Consider the following 15,160-nt stretch of genomic DNA (forward strand, 5'->3'; position numbering starts at 1 on the left):
AGCCGAGCATCATGCGCAGCCGGTCTCGCGCGATGCTCCGCCGCTCTGCGGCAACCGTGGCGGTTGACCCTGCCGTCCATCCAGCCGATATCCCGCAAAACCGCATCGAGACCCCCATGACCTCAGACGCCAATCTCAGGGAATCCGCCACGCCCGACACCGCCTGGCAGGACGACGTCCGCGCCGGCGTGCGTCATGTCCGCGACCTGGCCTCACTCCCGCTCTCGCCCGCCGAGCGCGCCGCCGCGCAAGAGGCCGCGGCCAGCCACAAGGTGCGCATCCCGAAAGCTTACCTCGACCTGATCGACTGGAGCGATCCGCACGATCCGATCCGCGCCCAGGTGATCCCGTCGCCTGACGAGCTGATCGCCGCCGAGGGCGAGCTCGACGATCCGATCGGCGACCACGCCTTCAGCCCGGTGCCCAGGCTGACGCACCGCCACGCCGACCGCGTTCTCTTGTTCCCGACCTATCAATGCGCGGTCTATTGCCGTTTCTGCTTTCGCAAGGAGTCGCTGACTTCGATCGGCCGCGGCTATACGCGGGAAGCCCTGGAGCCGGCGCTGGCCTATATCGCCGAGCACCCCGAGATACGCGAGGTGATCCTGACCGGCGGCGATCCGCTGTCGCTGCCCGACGCAGCACTTGCCGAAATCCGCGCCCGCATCGAGGCGATCCCGCATGTGCGGCTCCTGCGCATCCACACCCGCGTGCCGGTGGCGCTGCCCTCGCGCATCACGGCGGGTCTGGTCGGGGCCCTGCAGGGCAGGCTGATGGTGACGGTGGTCACCCATTTCAATCATCCCCGCGAAATCACTTCACGTGCCGAGGCGGCCTGCCGGACGATGCGGCAGGCGGGTTTCGTGCTGCTCAACCAGAGCGTTTTGCTCAAAGGTGTCAACGACCGGGTCGAGGTGCTGGAAGAGCTATGCAGCGAGCTGATGTATCGGCTGGGCGTAAAGCCCTATTACCTGCACCATGGCGACCTCGCGCGCGGCATGGCGCACCGCCGCACCACGATCGCGGAAGGCCAGGCGCTGGTCGCGGAACTGCGCCAGCGCCTCTCCGGCATCTGCAACCCGACCTATGTCATCGATTTGCCCGAAGGCGGCGGCAAGGTGCCGCTTGGGGCGAGCCATATCGAGGGGCGGGAAGGGGAGACATGGCTGATCCGCGGTCAGGACGGCAAGCTGAGGACATATCGGGAGGTGGTCGGGTAGCTCCCTTTCCTCTTCATTCCTTGGGGGCGAGGAACTTCCATCCCGCCTCCGCATTCCATGAGCGGGGGCTTAAGGAGCGCAGCGTGAAGGCATTGTTGGGAATCGTCGGCGGCTTTGTGCTGACCCTGGCCGTGTTTGCCTCAGGGCTCGGCTTCGCCACCTGGCTGCTGGCCGCCAAGCCGGTGCGCCAGGCGACCCCGGCGATCGGCGTCTCCGAGCTGTGGACCAAGGACGCCCAGCCGGTCGACCCGGCAAAGCAGGAGCTCGAACGCATTCCCGCCCGGCAGGCCGCTGGCGCGCCCGCCGAGGCGGACGAAACGGCCAAGGCGGACACCGGCACGCAGACCACGGCCCTTGCAACGCCACCTCCCGCACCGCCGCGCCAATTGCAGCCGTTGCCCGATGTCTCCCAGCTAGGCCAACCCGCGCCCGACGCTAATGCGGCCGCCCAGCCTTCGCAGCAGGCGCCGGCCCAGCAACAGCAGGCGCAATTGCCCGCCGCCCATCTCGAATGGTGCGCCAACCGTTATCGCAGCTACCGTCCGGAAGAAAACAGCTACCGCTCCTACAGTGGCGAGCTGCGCCCCTGCATCTCGCCCTATTTCGATCCCGGCGGCGACAGCACCGCCTCGACCGACGGACGCCAATCCGATCAGCTCGGGATGAATGATCAAGGCGAGGTGACCGACGACCAGGCCGAGATGGAAGGCTACGCCACGACCAGGGACGGCTACGCGACCACCTATGGCGGTCCGCCGGAAGAGATTTCACCCGAGGAACAGGCCCCCAGGGATCAGCTCTTGGGCCCGCAGTTTTCAGGCGACCATATCGACTACTGCTTCAGCCGCTACCAGTCCTACCGGCCTGAGGATAACACCTACCAGCCCTATGACGGCGGCCCGCGCCGGCAGTGCGAGTAGGGTAGCCAGAGCGGCGCCGCATTCTTTCCCGCCACACTCGCGCACCGCGATCCGAAGATCCGAACCGCTCTACGGCTGCAGCCGGCCGGGCCGTCCGCGGCCGAGCGCGCCGTCGGCGCGCGCTTGCAGGTAGGCATAGATCTCGTCCACATAAGGCGCGAAGTTGGGGTCGCCGGCAAAGCCTTTCATCACCGAACCGCTGCTGGCCTGGCCGTTCAGCACGGCGCGCCGGAAGGCGTCGACATCGGGCAGCCGGCTGACAAGAGACGGCGCGAATGTCGAGCCCACGCCGTCCGGGCCGTGGCAGCGGTCGCAGCCCGCATGGTAGCGCCGGAAACCGTCATAGGTCCGCGCATCAACCTTGCCGTCCATGACCCGGTAGAATTTGCCGGGAGCGGCGGCATCCTGCGCCGCCGCGCCGGCGCCGGCCGCCAAGCTCAGGGCAGCGGAGCAAAACAGTTGCCGCAGGCTGCCCATCTGTCATCCAGGATGCCGGTTGTGCATGCGCGGCGCCCCCTCCGGACTAGCCGGACTCACGGCGCGGTGGCCGATACCGTCGTCGGTTGCGCGCTGTCCAGGGTCAGGTCGTTCTCCAAAGCGGTTGCCGGAGCGAAGGTCGGGTCGCTGACCAGCAGCGCCTTGCCGTCCCGCACTATTTCGAAATCGATGGACGGCTGGCCGAGGGCCTGCGGCACGGAGATCATCATGCGCTGGCCCGCCGCAAGCGTGGAGACGATCCGGACCGGCTGCTGCTCGGCCCCGGAAGCCATGGTCGCGACGACCCGGTAGCCGTCCGGCTCGACCGTGTAATAGACGGCGCCGCTGAAGCTGCCGAGTTGGATGCTGTGGCCGTTCGCCGGCGCCAGTTCCGATGCCGCCGCGCTACCTGTCGCTGTGAGCAAGGCAAATGCAAATGCGCTAAAATATCTGGTCATCGCTATTCCCTCCTTCGGTTCGGCGATCTCCTGGACAGGCAGCCCGTCCATGAGCGTCGCCTGATGCTACGCGCGCCGGCCTGCGCCCACATCGGTACGATCACCCAAATTTCGGCTGCCGCGCTCCTATTTTCGCAAGGATCAAGGCGCGCCGGCGGTCGACAGCAGCCACGGCTCGCCGCGCAGCCTGAGCAACACTTCCATCCGGTTGGCGGCGTTGAATTTGCCAAGCACGGCCGAAACCTGGTGCTCGACCGTGCGCGGCGATCGCGACAGGGTGCGTGCGACCTCCTTGTTGCTCTTGCCCTCCGCGATCAAGGCGAGCACCTGCTGCTCGTGCTGCGTCAGGCCGAGCGGGTGCTGGCGGGCGGCCGTGTAAGGACCTCGGCGCATTTTCGGCAGCCGGCCGGCGATGCCCAGGCGCTGCGCCAGCTTGCGCGCCAGCATCGCGGCGGGGCGCGCCTCGAGCGCCTCCAGCCTTGTCACGGCGCTCGCCAATGCCGTCGCGGCCTCGGCGCCGCGCACCTGCATCAGCGCGAGCGCCGCTTCGTAGGGAAGGCCCAGGCGCTCCCATTCCTTGGCCGCCGCCAGCGGATCGCCGCCAAGCTCGACCGCGCGCCGCCACGGAACCCGTGTCGTCGGCGCCGGCAGCGGCTCCTCCATCGCGCATCGCCGCCACCAGACGGCCAGCTCGCCGAGGTCGGAAGGGCGGAAGTTGGCGAGGTCCATCGCCGCCAACGCCGTCAGCTGCTCATGGCCGGCCGCGCGGTCCTCGGCAAGCCAGGCGGCCTCGGTCAGCGCCATGCGGACCGGCACGATGCGTTGCAGCTCGCCGGTCGGCAGTCCCTCCTCCAACGCCTGCTGCAAGAGGGCAGGGCCGTCGGGCTCGCCCAGCCGCACGCGCACCCTGCCAAGCACGGTGAGCGCCGGCAGGTGCATGACCACCGGCAGGCGTTCCAGTTTCATAACGCCCTGCGCTATGGTCTCGGCGTCGCGAAAGCGCCCCTGTTCCATGCGCAGCTGCGCCTGCCGGCCAAGCAGATACTGCGCCGGCGAATCGAGGTCGTTCCTGGCGGCGAACACGATGCCGTCGGAGAGCAACCGCTCGGCAAGCGCGAAGTCCTTGGAGACCACCGCATATTCGGCATAGTTGGTGTAAGCGCGCGCCGCATGGTCGTGGAACCCGTGCTCGAGCGCGAGAGCCAGGCTTTCCTCCATCCGCTCGCGTCCGCCCGGACGGTCGTCGAAAAGCTGCGCGGTGCCGACATTGTTGAGCGCATGCACACGCGTTTCGACTTCGCCCAGCCGGTCGGCCAGGGCGATGGCGCGCAGGCCCCACTCGATCGCCTCGTCGAACCGATAGTGCAGCATATGCAGCTGCGAGCGTGTGCTGTAGGCCATCGCCAGTTCCGGCCCGGGCGGCAGGCTTTCCACCTCACGCACCGCTTCGTTGGCGAAGTGCTCAGCCTGCTCGCCCTCGCCGCGGCGCCAGTGCAGCCTCGAAAGGCTGCGCAGATTGAGACTGACCTTGTCGGGGCGCCCGAGCTCGTGCCAGAGCTGAATGGCGCGATGCCCTGCCTCGATGATCGTGTCATAGACCTGCAGCGCCAGCCCGGCCTCGTAAGCCCAGGATTCGTAAAGCTGGGCGGCCTCGGCCGGCGGCGCCTCGGCAACGTATCTGAGCGCCGTCGCCAGATGCGCGGCGGCCTCACGATGCGCGCCGAGATGCGCAGCCTGCGCCGCAGCCTGCGGCGCGAGTTCCAGTACACGCGCTCCGTTGTCGGCAGCGGCGGCGTGGTGCACCCGGCGTGCAAGCTGGGCGCTTGCCTGCGCCGCCGGGAGGCCTGCTATCGCCGCCTCCACCTTGGCATGGAGCGACCGCTGAAGGCTGGGCGACAGACGCTCGAGCGTCGCCTGCCTGGCAAGCTCATGGCGGAAGGTCAGCGCCCCCTGGGCGTCCCGCCGCAGCAATCCGCGGGCCACGCAGCGGTCCGCGACAGCGTCCGCCTCGGCGCCGAGAAGGGCGCGGATGAGCCATGGCTCCACGCTGCCGGGCTCGATGCTCATCATCTCCAGCACATCGCGCTCGCCGCCCGTCAGGCGCGACAGCCGCGACCACACCGCGTCGCGTATCGAATCCGGAACATGTCCCGGTTCCGCCTCGCTGCTCGCCAGAAGCTCGGAGACGAAGAAGGGATTGCCCCCCGTGATCTGGTAGAGGTCGGCGCCGGCTCGGCCCGACTGTTCGGCCAGTCTCGTGACCGCCTGGGGCGAAAGCGACTTCAGCGATATGCGGGCCAGCGATGCCGCCGGCAGGTCGCCCCTTATATGCGTGAGCGGATGGTCGGCGACCAGTTCGTCGCTGCGCGCGCTGAGCACCAGCATGGCGCGAAGCAGGGAGATGCGGCGGCCGAGATATCTGATCAGATCGAGCGTCGCGTTATCCGCCCAATGCACGTCCTCGAAAACGAGCACGGTCGTTCCCCTGGCATGCTGAAGCGCGCTCAGCAGCGCGGGAAAGAGCCGTTCGGGCGCGGCCCCCTGATCGAGCAGCGCCGCAACCTCGGGGTCGAGCGCCTGCGCCATGTCCTGCAGGGGACCGAGCGGACGCGGCGTGAACAGCGCCTCGCACCAGCCCCACAGCACCCGGCAGCCCACGCCCGCCCGCTCGGCGAATTCCTGCAGCAGGGAAGTCTTGCCTATGCCCGCCTCGCCTTCGAGCAGCACGATACCGCCGCGGCCATCCACGGCACTGGCCGCGGTCGCCAACAAGGTTTTAAGCGGACCCTCTCGTTCGAGCAGCATCGGGAGCATCCCTTTGCCTGACGCATGCCGGCCAAGAATGCCCCGCTGTTTTCGGCATGCTTAGAAACAAGACCCTGAAGCGCGCCGCAAAGGCTCTTCCAACGCGCCGCCTCGAAGCCGCGAGTGTACCGCAACACAGCCTGATTTACATTAGGATTACGTGAAATAAGGCCCAATCCCGGCCGCGATGGCCGCTTTTTTTCCGGTTACCGGCGTCACGAACCGGCTTGTGGACGGCCGGCCCCGAAACCAGGGCGTGTGACGGTGGGCGCGAAAGGGCCGGCGAAGCGGCCTTGAAGCCGCTTGGCCGCGGGCTTGATGTGGCCCGCCTCCGGAATCGAGGTTGACGAAACCATCCGAATACAACCTGAAACCAAATGGAAACACACCGGCGCCACAACCGGCATGCCTGCGAAACGCCCGGGCGTGATGCTCGCGCAGGCTTACAAATGCGGAGGAGCGCCGATGACACCCGACCAGATCAAGCTTGTGCAGGATAGTTTTCGCGAGGTCGTCCCGATCAAGACGGCGGCCGCCGCCCTGTTCTACGAGAAGCTGTTCGCGATCGACGGCAGCCTCAAGGCGCTGTTTCGCGCCACCGACATGAGCAAGCAGGGTGCCAAGCTGATGGCGGCGCTGGGCTTCGTCGTGCATGGGCTTTCCCGCGCCGAGACCATCCTGCCCACCGTCCAGGACCTCGCCAGGCGTCACGTCGGCTACGGCGTCGAGGAGCACCACTATCCGATCGTCGGCCAGGCGCTGATCGAGACGCTCGAGGCAGGTCTCGGCGAGGCTTTCACGCCTCAGGTCCGCGAAGCCTGGCAAGCCGCCTACAGCCTGCTCGCCGGTGTCATGATCGCGGCGGCCCGCGAGGTGCCACTGGCGGCTTGAGCAAGCTTCGGTTCCTCGCCTGGCTGGAGCGGGGAGCCGAGCGCGGCGAGACGGAGAGGGGGCTTTTGTAAGGAGTTCCTCCTTTTCGTCTTGGCTTGGCCGAGGGTCGTCCTGAATAAAGGGAGAGGATCCAAGCTGAAGCAGCGTCGCGTTCCGTCACACCCCCCTCTGTCCTGCCGGACATCTCCCCCGCAAGGGGGGAGATCGGATGTCACGCAGACTTTCGCCAATCTCCGGCGTTGCAGGAAGAGCGCCGCGCCGAAGCTGCCAAACACCCCCTTGCGGGTCCCTTGCGGGGGAGATGTCCGGCAGGACAGAGGGGGGGTGCTGTCCCGCCATGCTCTCAGTAAATCCTCGCCCCGCCGGCTTCTCTGGTTGGGCGCCCGGCAAATCCTTCGGCGCGACGCGCTTTAGAAGCAGCGAGGGACTGCTGTCACGCGCGATGCCGGGAAAATGGAATCGCCTTGCCGGCGATCGGCAATGCGCAGCGGAAAGTCGCGTCGGGAGAGCCGCCCAGGCCTCTGTCGCTATTTTCGCTTTGCCGGCTTTTTCTTTGGCGGCGCTTCAACCGGCCCGAGGGCGAGCCTGGCCGCGCGAAGCCGTTCCGTCTTTGCTTGCCGAGCTGCCGCTTCCCCCTCGATTATCGTGCGCGCCGTCTTCGTGGTGGCTTCGCTCTTGGCGTCGCCCTTCGGCTTGAACACACTCGTTTCGGCCATTTTCTACCTCGCTGTTTGAAACGAAGAAGGCCGGGCAAGCCCGACCTCCTTGATGCATGTCTCCCGAAAGCGGGAACCGGTTTTGGGAAAACGACATGCGCAGATGCAGGCCCTTAGAGCGCGTCGCCTGAATCCGTTTCAGCGCGACGCGCCTTAAAGCGCACGAAGCGAATCTGAAGCATCGCGATGCGCTTTAGCGCTCCAGGGCCGATGCCGGTACATCCGTGGTCAAAGGCCCTGGATGCACGGCGTCAGGCCGCCTGGATGTTTTCCGCCGAGCTCTTGCCGCTGCGGGAATCCTTGACGACGTCGAAGCTCACCTTCTGGCCTTCCGCGAGGGAACGCATTCCGGCGCGCTCGACGGCGGAAATATGGACGAACACGTCCGGCTGGCCATTGCCCTGCTCGATGAAGCCGAAGCCTTTGGTGGCGTTGAAAAACTTCACGGTTCCAGTAGTCATACGATTTTCCTTTCAAATCGACACAAATCATCGCCGCTTGACTTCATGCCAAACGTCGTAGTCTTCGAAATTGAGAGGGAAGATCGTCGGGCGCCAAGGCGCGGAAACAACATTCGTTCAACAAGATCGATTTCAAAAACATAGCGCTTAATCGAAGCTGCGACAAGGCGCAAGCCAGATAATATTGTCAGTGGCTTCCGGCCGATTCGGCTTCAGGCGATGCACTCGACACCCAGCATAACGGACTGGAAGAAGGCCGCGCGCGAACGGGTCGATCTCCTCGATTTTGTTGAGGGCGCCGAGGTCGCAGAGCACCTGGCCGGCCACGGTCGCTGGCCCACCGGCCGGTGCAGAGTAGCCCGCGAGCGGAGGTGATTTGGCAGGTAGAGGGAACGTGCAGCCGTCCAGCTGCCAACTCGCATGCGGCAGACCTAACTCGTCCAGATCGAGCATCCAACCTTTTGCCTCGTAGCGGGGTCCCGGACGACTTTCGCGAAGGCGCGGTGAAGACCAACTCTGTTGGATCTGACTTTCTTGCTCGCAAGGTAGTTCGGGTCGCCGACTTCCCAACGGTAGCGCGTGTTTGCCGGGGCGCGCTTCCAGGTGAATTTCGAGACGTAGGCCAACTGGCCCGGCGTGGTGTCAGCGAACCGGCAGTCGATGGTTTCCGGTATCATTCCCTTCGCTGCCATTGCATTGACGACCTCGTTGGCATTGGCCGTTGCCAGCCATTGGTCTATGCCGCTCATCTGGTATGCGTCTCTGCCGCTCATGCTCATGCATCCTCCAAGCAGCAATAGCGCGCCGATTGCCGCGCCTGCCCGGCTCGTCCGTGCCTCGGTTCTGGCGGGCCACGGCGCGCTGGCAGGCATTGTGGCCGCCCCGCCACAAAACTTAGTCGCGCCAGCGCTTAACGCTCTCCACCCCTTAAATTAACCTTTTGTTAACCATTAGCCCGGCACCCTTTAACCATTGAGTAAGGATTCGCCTGGCCGTGACCTTCGCCGCCCCTTTGCACAACAAATCCATCCGCTTCCGCGCCCGCTCCTTCGTCGCTTTCACGCTGACGCCGGAGGCGCCGATCGACGACTGGCTGGAGGGCCTCGATCACTGGATCGCCAACTCGCCGGGCTATTTCGCCGGGCGCCCGGTGGTGCTGGATCTCAACACTTTGAAGCCCGGCCCGGAGGAGATCGAGGCGCTGGTCGGCACGCTGGCGCGGCGCGGCATCCGCGTCTATGCCATCGAGCTCGAAGTCGCCGAGCTCGGGCCCGAATTGCCGCCGCTGCTTGCCGGCGCCAAGGAGGCCACGGCCGAAGGCTTGCTGGGCAGGGCTGCGCGCAAGGCGAAGGCCGAAGAAATCACGGTCGAAACGGCCACGGTCGAGGATGTGCAGCCCGGCCAGGTGCGGGCGCCGCAGGACGAGCTGGCAAAGCTCGATGCGGAGAGCACGCAGGCGACCCAATTAGCAGCAGCCAAGGCGCGGCCGGGGCAGGGCGCCGAGCCGGCGCGGCACGAGCCCGCCGCCGGCACATTGATGATCAAGGCGCCGATCCGCTCCGGACAGTCGGTGTTCCATCCGCATGGCGACGTCATCGTGTTGGGCTCGGTGGCGTCCGGCTCGGAAATCGTCGCCGGCGGCTCGATCCATGTCTACGGCACGCTTCGCGGCCGGGCCATCGCCGGCTCGGAAGGCAACATTTCGGCGCGCATCTTCTGCCGCAAGAACGAGGCCGAGCTGCTCGCCGTCGACGGCTGGTACACCACGGCCGAGGAGATGGAAGGGGTCTCGCGCGGCAAGGCCGTGCAGGCCTTCCTCGACAACGACGCGCTGTGTGTGGTGCCGCTCGGCTGAGTCCCGAACCGGAGCCGCAAGCTTCGGACCGGCTTCGCGTGCAAGTATCGCTAGAAACCGCCGTGCCCGCACGGCCGGAACCAACATAAGAAACGCCAACGGAGGCTGGATAGATGGGCAAGGTAGTGGTGGTCACCTCGGGCAAGGGAGGCGTCGGCAAGACGACCTCGACGGCCGCGCTCGGCGCTGCCGTGGCCAGGACCGGCAAGAAGGTGGCGCTGGTCGATTTCGACGTCGGCCTGAGGAACCTCGACCTCATCATGGGCGCCGAGCGCCGCGTGGTGTTCGACCTCGTCAACGTCATCCAGGGCACGGCGAAGCTGTCGCAGGCGCTGATCCGCGACAAGCGGCTGGAGACGCTCTACCTGCTGCCCGCCTCGCAGACGCGCGACAAGGACGCGCTGACCGAGGAGGGCGTCGCCGAAGTCATCGGCCGCCTGCGCCAGGTGTTCGACTATGTCTTCTGCGACAGCCCTGCCGGCATCGAGCGCGGCGCCCAGCTTGCCATGCGCTTCGCCGACGAGGCGGTGATCGTCACCAATCCGGAAGTGAGCTCGGTGCGCGACTCCGACCGCATTATCGGCTTGCTCGACGCCCGCACCATGAAGGCCGAGCAGGGCGAGCATATCGCCAAGCATGTGCTGGTCACGCGCTATGACGCAGCGCGCGCCGCGCGCGGCGAGATGCTGTCGATCGACGACGTGCTGGAAATCCTGTCGACGCCCCTGCTCGGCATCATCCCGGAAAGCCAGGATGTGCTGCGCGCCTCGAACCTCGGCGCGCCGGTGACGCTGTCGGACCCGACCAATTCCGCCGCTAAGGCCTATCTCGAAGCGGCAAGACGTCTGGAAGGCGAGGACCTGCCGGTGGTCGTCCCCTTCGAACGCAAAGGCTTCCTCGACCGGCTGCTCGGAAGGAGGGCTGCATGAGCATTCTCGACCTCTTCAAGCGGCGCACCAGCGCCCCGGTGGCGCGCGAGCGGCTGCAGCTGCTGCTCGCCTATGAGCGCCGGAGCCGCGGCCAGCCCGACCTTGTCTCCATCCTGCGCGAGGAGATCATGGCGGTCATCGCCAAGCATGTGCAGATCGACCAGGACTACCTCCAGGTCTCGATGGACCGCGGCGCGACGATGTCGACGCTGGAAATCGACATCCAGATCCCGAACAAGAGCGCCATGCCGCTGGCGATGGCGGGGTGAGCTTACCCTCCCCTTGTGGGGAGGGTCGATCCGCGAAGCGGATCGGGGCGGGGGCTGCGCCAACCCCCACCCGGACCTTCGGTCCGACCTCCCCACAAAGGGCCACAAAGGGGGAGGTAGGGCGCCGGCGCCATCACGCTGACAATCGGCGAAAGCGGCTGAGCGCGTATTCTCCGCCCTTGAGGGGGAGATGGCCGGCAGGCTAGAGGGGGGCGCTGTCCCGCCAACCTGTCAGGCCGTCCACCCCTGCGCCAACCCCTCACTCCGGCTGATACAGCTCATCCATGCTGAGCTTCGCCAACTCGGCAAACGGCGCCTGCTTCTTCACCTGTCCATGCTCCAGGATCACCAGGTCGTCGCAGAACGAGATCGTCGAGTGATGGTGGCTGATGACGATCGTGGTGCGGCGGCCGGCGCGCGACTTCAGCGTTTCCACGATCGCCGCTTCGGAAAGCCCGTCCACCGCGTTGGTGGCCTCGTCCAGGATCAATATGTCGGGGTCGCGCAGCAAGGCGCGGGCGAGTGCGATGCGCTGCCTTTGCCCGGCCGACAGGTTGACGCCGCGATAGCCGACGACCGTCTGGTAGCCCTGCGGCAGCGTCTCGATGAAGCCGTGCGCCTCGGCGAGCATAGCGGCGCGGTGGGCCTCTTCCGCGCTGGCCGTGTCCTTGCCGTAGGTGATGTTGTCGAGGATCGTCCCGTCGACCAGTTCCAGCTCCTGGCTGGCCAAAGCGATATGGGCCCGCCATTCGGCCGGGTCGATCTCGCCGAGCGGCGTGCCGTCGACCAGGATCCGGCCCCCGTCCGGCTCGACGAAGCGGCAGAGCAGGTTGACGATCGTCGTCTTGCCGGCGCCGGAGCGGCCGATCAGCGCGGTGGAGCGGCCGCTCGCGATGTCGAAGCTTACCGCGTGCAGCACCGCCGCGCGCTGCTCCTCATTGGCGTAGCTGAAGCTCACGCCCTCGAAAGCGATTTTGTCGTTCAAACCCGCGAACGGCCGGCTGCCTTGCGGCGGCGCCGGCTTGCCGTCGGGGTCGAGCAGCCAGCTCACCTCCTCCAGCGAGCCGGAAAGCCCCTGCAGCTGGCTCCAGGTCATCTGCAGCGCCCGCACATGCGGCTGCAGGCGGTAGAGCAGGATGAGGAAGGCGGCGACCAGCGGGAAGCTCAGGCCCGCGAGCCAGGCGCCGATCACCACCGCCAGGAACAGCATGGCGTGCAGCACTTCCGTCAGCGGCGCCAACGCGCCCTGGCGGCTGGAGAGCAGGAAGGCCGCCCGCCGCACGCCGTCCGATGCCTTCTCGAACGCCGCCTTCTCGCGCGCTTCCTGGCCGAAGATGCGGATCAGCCGCCCGGCATGGACGAGATGCAACATTTGCGAAGCCAGGGCGCTGTTGCGGGCAGCGACGCCGCGGCTCGGGGATCTCAGCTGCGCCGACAGCGCCATATGCGCCACTTGCACGAGCGCTTGCCCCAGCGTCACCAGCAGCGTCATCTGCCAGGAAAGCAGCAGCAGGAAGACGAGCAGGATCACCGCCGCCGAGGCGCTGACGATGGCGCCCAGCATCCCCTGGATAGCGTCGGAGGCGCGCCAGGATTCGTTGGAGATGATGTTGAGCAGCCGGCCCGGGCTCTCCTTCAGGAAGAAGGGATAGCCGATCTCGAGCAGCCGCGCCGCAAGTGCGCCGCGGATCGATTGGCTCGCCTTGCCGTAGATATGGGCCGTCAGCACCGAATTGGCGAAGGCGAGCAGGTTCTTGAGCAGGATCGAGCCGAGGATCGCGGCAGCAATCGCGATCAGCCGCTCGCGCTCGCCGAGCCCCGCGCCGACCTTCTGCAGCAGGGCGGAGAGGCCGGCCATGCCCGTCGCCTCGCCATGCCCCATGATGATGCCGAGCAGCGGGATGATGAGCCCGATGCCGAGACCTTCGAGCGCGGCACTGGCAAGCCCGAGCGCGACGACGACGGGCAGCAGGCCGAGCTGCCGCCGGCCGAGCGCATGGCGCAGCATCGGCAGCGTCCCGCTCATCGCGCGCCGGCCTCCGCCTTGGCCTCGGTGGTTTCCTGGGCGAGTCGCGCTTGCCGATCCGGCCGCCCGGCGAGCACAAGCAATGTGAGCTTCGCCGCGCCCGCGAGGTTCATCAAAACGATCGGCCAGTGCGACAGCTTGAGATCGCTGTCGAATCGCGGGCCGCCGGCGAGCTCACGCAGCGCCGCCCGAACCGCCCAGTAGAAATGGCGAAGCAGCCAGGGCGCGCGGCGGAAATGCTTGAGGCACAGCGCGCCGTTGCCGAAATGATAGTCGCGGTGCAGCCGGTCGACCGCCTTGCGGTCGCGCCGTCCGTGGTGGTGGAAGATCGTCATGTCGGGCACGTATTCGACCGGTATGCCGGCAAGCATCGCGCGCACCAGATAATCCGTGTCCTCGGCCGAGCGCAGCGCCCCGCCGGCGCCGAAGCGTTCGTCGAAGGGGCCGATGCGCGCGGCGACGTCGCGGTGCATGGTCATGTTGCAGCCGAGCACGAAGCCGCCCGGATGGATGGCCTGCGTCAGCCGCTCGCGCTTGTCGCAGCGCTTGATGGTGAAGGGCAGGTCGCGCGCGTCGCCGATTTCGACGCGGCCGCCGCGGATCAGCCATTTCTCGCCGCTCGCATAATGCCGCTCGAGGTCGACGAGGTAGCCGCGCTCGAGCCTGCAGTCGTCGTCGACGAAGACCAGCACCCGCCCGCGCGCCCGCGCCAGCCCCGCATTGCGCGCCGCCGCCAGCCCGGGCCGAGGCTCCGAGATCGCCGTCAGCGGAATGGCCGACCTGCCGGCGAGCGCCGAGAGATAGCCGGCCGTACCGTCGCGCGAGCCGTTGTCGACCACCACCAGCTCGGCGGCGAAGGCGGGATGCGCAAGGCAGGCGGCCTGGATCGAACCGATGCAGGCTTCGAGCACGGCCATCCGGTCGCGCGTGCAGACGATGAAGGAGACCTGCGGCCGCTGCCTCGGCCAGGGAGGGACGGGCAGAACCGGGCGGGGGCGCTGCAGCAGCGGACGGTGCTCGGCGTTCATGCTGCCCCCATTCTGTAGGGCGCCAGCACCGTTCGCGCCGACCTGGTTTTGGCGTAATAGGTCACCAAGTCCGCCTGCTTGCCGGCCCACATCGAAACCTGGCTCAGCCAGGGCGCCCGGGCGCCGGGGCTGAGCGCATATTTCTCGCGCCGGCGGATGGCGTTCCATTTCCCCGTCAGTGTCAGCAATTCATGCGACAGCGCGGGCCGCTCCTCGTCGTTGACGAGCTGGTAGAGGAAATAGAACAGGTTCAGCGCGCCGGCTTCGAAGCCCGGCCGCGTCGTATCGGGCAGTGTCGCGATCCGCTCCTCCAGCGCGCGGATGAAATCCGCCGCCCGGCGCACGGTCTCGAACGAGACGCGATCGCCGATGGCGCGCAGATTCTCACTGTCCTCAGCCAAGCCCTCGCGCTCGAGGTTTTCGCCGACGATCCTGAGATGCGTGCGCCGCATCTCGTTCATGTGCCGGCTGGTCACGCTGCCGGCGTGCACCCGGTAGACCAGCAAGCTCTCCGCCATCATGGCCGCCGGATAGCGGTCGGCGAGCCGCCGGAAGAGGTCGAAATCCTCGGCATGCCGGTAAGCGCCGTCGTAATGGAGGTCGGCTTCCGCAATGACGTTGCGGTTGTAGACCACCGTCGGATGCATGAAGATGGTGAAGAACTTCGACAGCACGGGAAGGCCAAGGCGGAACACCGGATCGAGCCGACCCTTGGCGATGCGGCCGCGCAGCAATGGATCGACGAGCGAGCCGCAGAAGCCGAGCTCGGGCCGCGCGGCAAACAGCGCCGCCTGGCGCGCCAGCCGCCAGGGATAGGCGAAGTCGTCGGCGTCCATGCGCGCGACGAGCTCGCCCTGCGCGACCGCCAGCCCCTCGTTGAGGCTGGCGACGAGGCCGCGATTCTCGCGTGATATTATGGAGACGCGGCTGTCGTCCCGGCGGAAGCGCTCGAGGATCTCCAGCGACCGGTCGGTCGAACCGTCGTCGACAGCGATCACTTCGAGCCGGCCGTAGTCCTGCCGCAGGATCGAGCCGATCGCGGCGCCGACATAGGGCTCGGCATTATAGACCGGCAGCAGCACGGAGATGAGGGGACGTGCCATGG

General features: G+C 67.0%; 16 protein-coding genes. 6 read left to right on the forward strand and 10 right to left on the reverse strand.

The features are described from left to right. Positions 1-116 precede the first annotated feature (116 nt). A complete protein-coding gene (locus EH240_RS23445; RefSeq protein ID WP_125003042.1) occupies positions 117-1,220 on the forward strand; it encodes a KamA family radical SAM protein in 1,104 nt (367 codons plus the stop codon). 83 nt (positions 1,221-1,303) lie between these two features. Further along, positions 1,304-2,140 carry a BA14K family protein gene (locus tag EH240_RS23450; RefSeq protein WP_125003044.1) on the forward strand — a complete coding sequence of 279 codons (837 nt, stop codon included), beginning with the start codon at positions 1,304-1,306 and terminating at the stop codon, positions 2,138-2,140. A 69-nt stretch (positions 2,141-2,209) separates the two neighbouring features. On the opposite strand, the gene EH240_RS23455 is transcribed toward EH240_RS23450, so the two are convergent. From EH240_RS23455 to EH240_RS23465, 3 genes are all read right to left on the reverse strand, one after another. After that, positions 2,210-2,617: a c-type cytochrome gene (locus tag EH240_RS23455; RefSeq protein WP_125003046.1), complete on the reverse strand. Its 408-nt coding sequence runs from the start codon at positions 2,615-2,617 to the stop codon at positions 2,210-2,212. Between the two features lie 56 nt (positions 2,618-2,673). Next, positions 2,674-3,075, reverse strand: a complete 402-nt coding sequence (locus EH240_RS23460; protein ID WP_245436318.1) for a hypothetical protein — start codon at positions 3,073-3,075, stop codon at positions 2,674-2,676. Positions 3,076-3,216: 141 nt separating this feature from the next. Continuing rightward, the gene (locus EH240_RS23465; protein WP_125003048.1) at positions 3,217-5,880 is read right to left on the reverse strand and encodes an ATP-binding protein; all 2,664 of its coding nucleotides are present in this window, start codon (positions 5,878-5,880) and stop codon (positions 3,217-3,219) included. Between the two features lie 465 nt (positions 5,881-6,345). On the opposite strand from EH240_RS23465, the gene EH240_RS23470 reads away from it, so the two are divergent. Then, positions 6,346-6,771: a globin family protein gene (locus EH240_RS23470; RefSeq protein WP_125003049.1), complete on the forward strand. Its 426-nt coding sequence runs from the start codon at positions 6,346-6,348 to the stop codon at positions 6,769-6,771. Between the two features lie 527 nt (positions 6,772-7,298). On the opposite strand, the gene EH240_RS23475 is transcribed toward EH240_RS23470, so the two are convergent. The 4 genes from EH240_RS23475 to EH240_RS23490 form a co-directional block, all read right to left on the reverse strand. Continuing rightward, positions 7,299-7,487 (reverse strand): hypothetical protein, encoded by a 189-nt coding sequence (locus EH240_RS23475; protein ID WP_125003051.1) that lies wholly within the window; start codon positions 7,485-7,487, stop codon positions 7,299-7,301. 251 nt (positions 7,488-7,738) lie between these two features. After that, positions 7,739-7,948 (reverse strand): cold-shock protein, encoded by a 210-nt coding sequence (locus tag EH240_RS23480; protein WP_125003053.1) that lies wholly within the window; start codon positions 7,946-7,948, stop codon positions 7,739-7,741. A 147-nt stretch (positions 7,949-8,095) separates the two neighbouring features. Then, positions 8,096-8,401 (reverse strand): hypothetical protein, encoded by a 306-nt coding sequence (locus EH240_RS23485; RefSeq protein ID WP_125003055.1) that lies wholly within the window; start codon positions 8,399-8,401, stop codon positions 8,096-8,098. Further along, positions 8,380-8,727 carry a hypothetical protein gene (locus EH240_RS23490; RefSeq protein ID WP_125003057.1) on the reverse strand — a complete coding sequence of 116 codons (348 nt, stop codon included), beginning with the start codon at positions 8,725-8,727 and terminating at the stop codon, positions 8,380-8,382. The genes EH240_RS23485 and EH240_RS23490 overlap by 22 nt, the downstream gene beginning before the upstream one ends. A gap of 215 nt (positions 8,728-8,942) precedes the next feature. Between EH240_RS23490 and minC the strand changes: the two genes are divergently transcribed. The 3 genes from minC to minE all read left to right on the forward strand — a co-directional run bounded on the left by minC (position 8,943) and on the right by minE (position 11,001). Continuing rightward, positions 8,943-9,803, forward strand: coding sequence for a septum site-determining protein MinC (minC, locus tag EH240_RS23495; protein ID WP_125003059.1), 861 nt, complete (start codon positions 8,943-8,945; stop codon positions 9,801-9,803). A gap of 113 nt (positions 9,804-9,916) precedes the next feature. Then, complete coding sequence (gene minD, locus EH240_RS23500) at positions 9,917-10,732, forward strand: septum site-determining protein MinD (protein ID WP_125003061.1); 816 nt, start codon at positions 9,917-9,919, stop codon at positions 10,730-10,732. Next, entirely contained in the window at positions 10,729-11,001 is a 273-nt protein-coding gene (minE, locus tag EH240_RS23505) for a cell division topological specificity factor MinE (RefSeq protein ID WP_125003063.1), read from the forward strand. Before minD ends, minE begins: the two co-directional genes overlap by 4 nt. Before the next feature lie 259 nt (positions 11,002-11,260). Here minE and EH240_RS23515 read toward each other — a convergent pair whose 3' ends face one another. Genes EH240_RS23515 through EH240_RS23525 form a run of 3 tightly spaced genes read right to left on the reverse strand, consistent with a single transcriptional unit; the run spans position 11,261 to position 15,158 of the window. After that, the gene (locus EH240_RS23515; RefSeq protein ID WP_245436319.1) at positions 11,261-13,027 is read right to left on the reverse strand and encodes an ABC transporter ATP-binding protein; all 1,767 of its coding nucleotides are present in this window, start codon (positions 13,025-13,027) and stop codon (positions 11,261-11,263) included. After that, positions 13,024-14,055, reverse strand: a complete 1,032-nt coding sequence (locus tag EH240_RS23520) for a glycosyltransferase family 2 protein (protein WP_125003067.1) — start codon at positions 14,053-14,055, stop codon at positions 13,024-13,026. Before EH240_RS23520 ends, EH240_RS23515 begins: the two co-directional genes overlap by 4 nt. Continuing rightward, the gene (locus tag EH240_RS23525) at positions 14,052-15,158 is read right to left on the reverse strand and encodes a glycosyltransferase family 2 protein (protein WP_125003069.1); all 1,107 of its coding nucleotides are present in this window, start codon (positions 15,156-15,158) and stop codon (positions 14,052-14,054) included. Before EH240_RS23525 ends, EH240_RS23520 begins: the two co-directional genes overlap by 4 nt. Between the last annotated feature and the right edge of the window lie 2 nt (positions 15,159-15,160).

The organism is Mesorhizobium tamadayense (assembly GCF_003863365.1).
In the GTDB taxonomy this organism is placed as follows: domain Bacteria; phylum Pseudomonadota; class Alphaproteobacteria; order Rhizobiales; family Rhizobiaceae; genus Mesorhizobium; species Mesorhizobium tamadayense.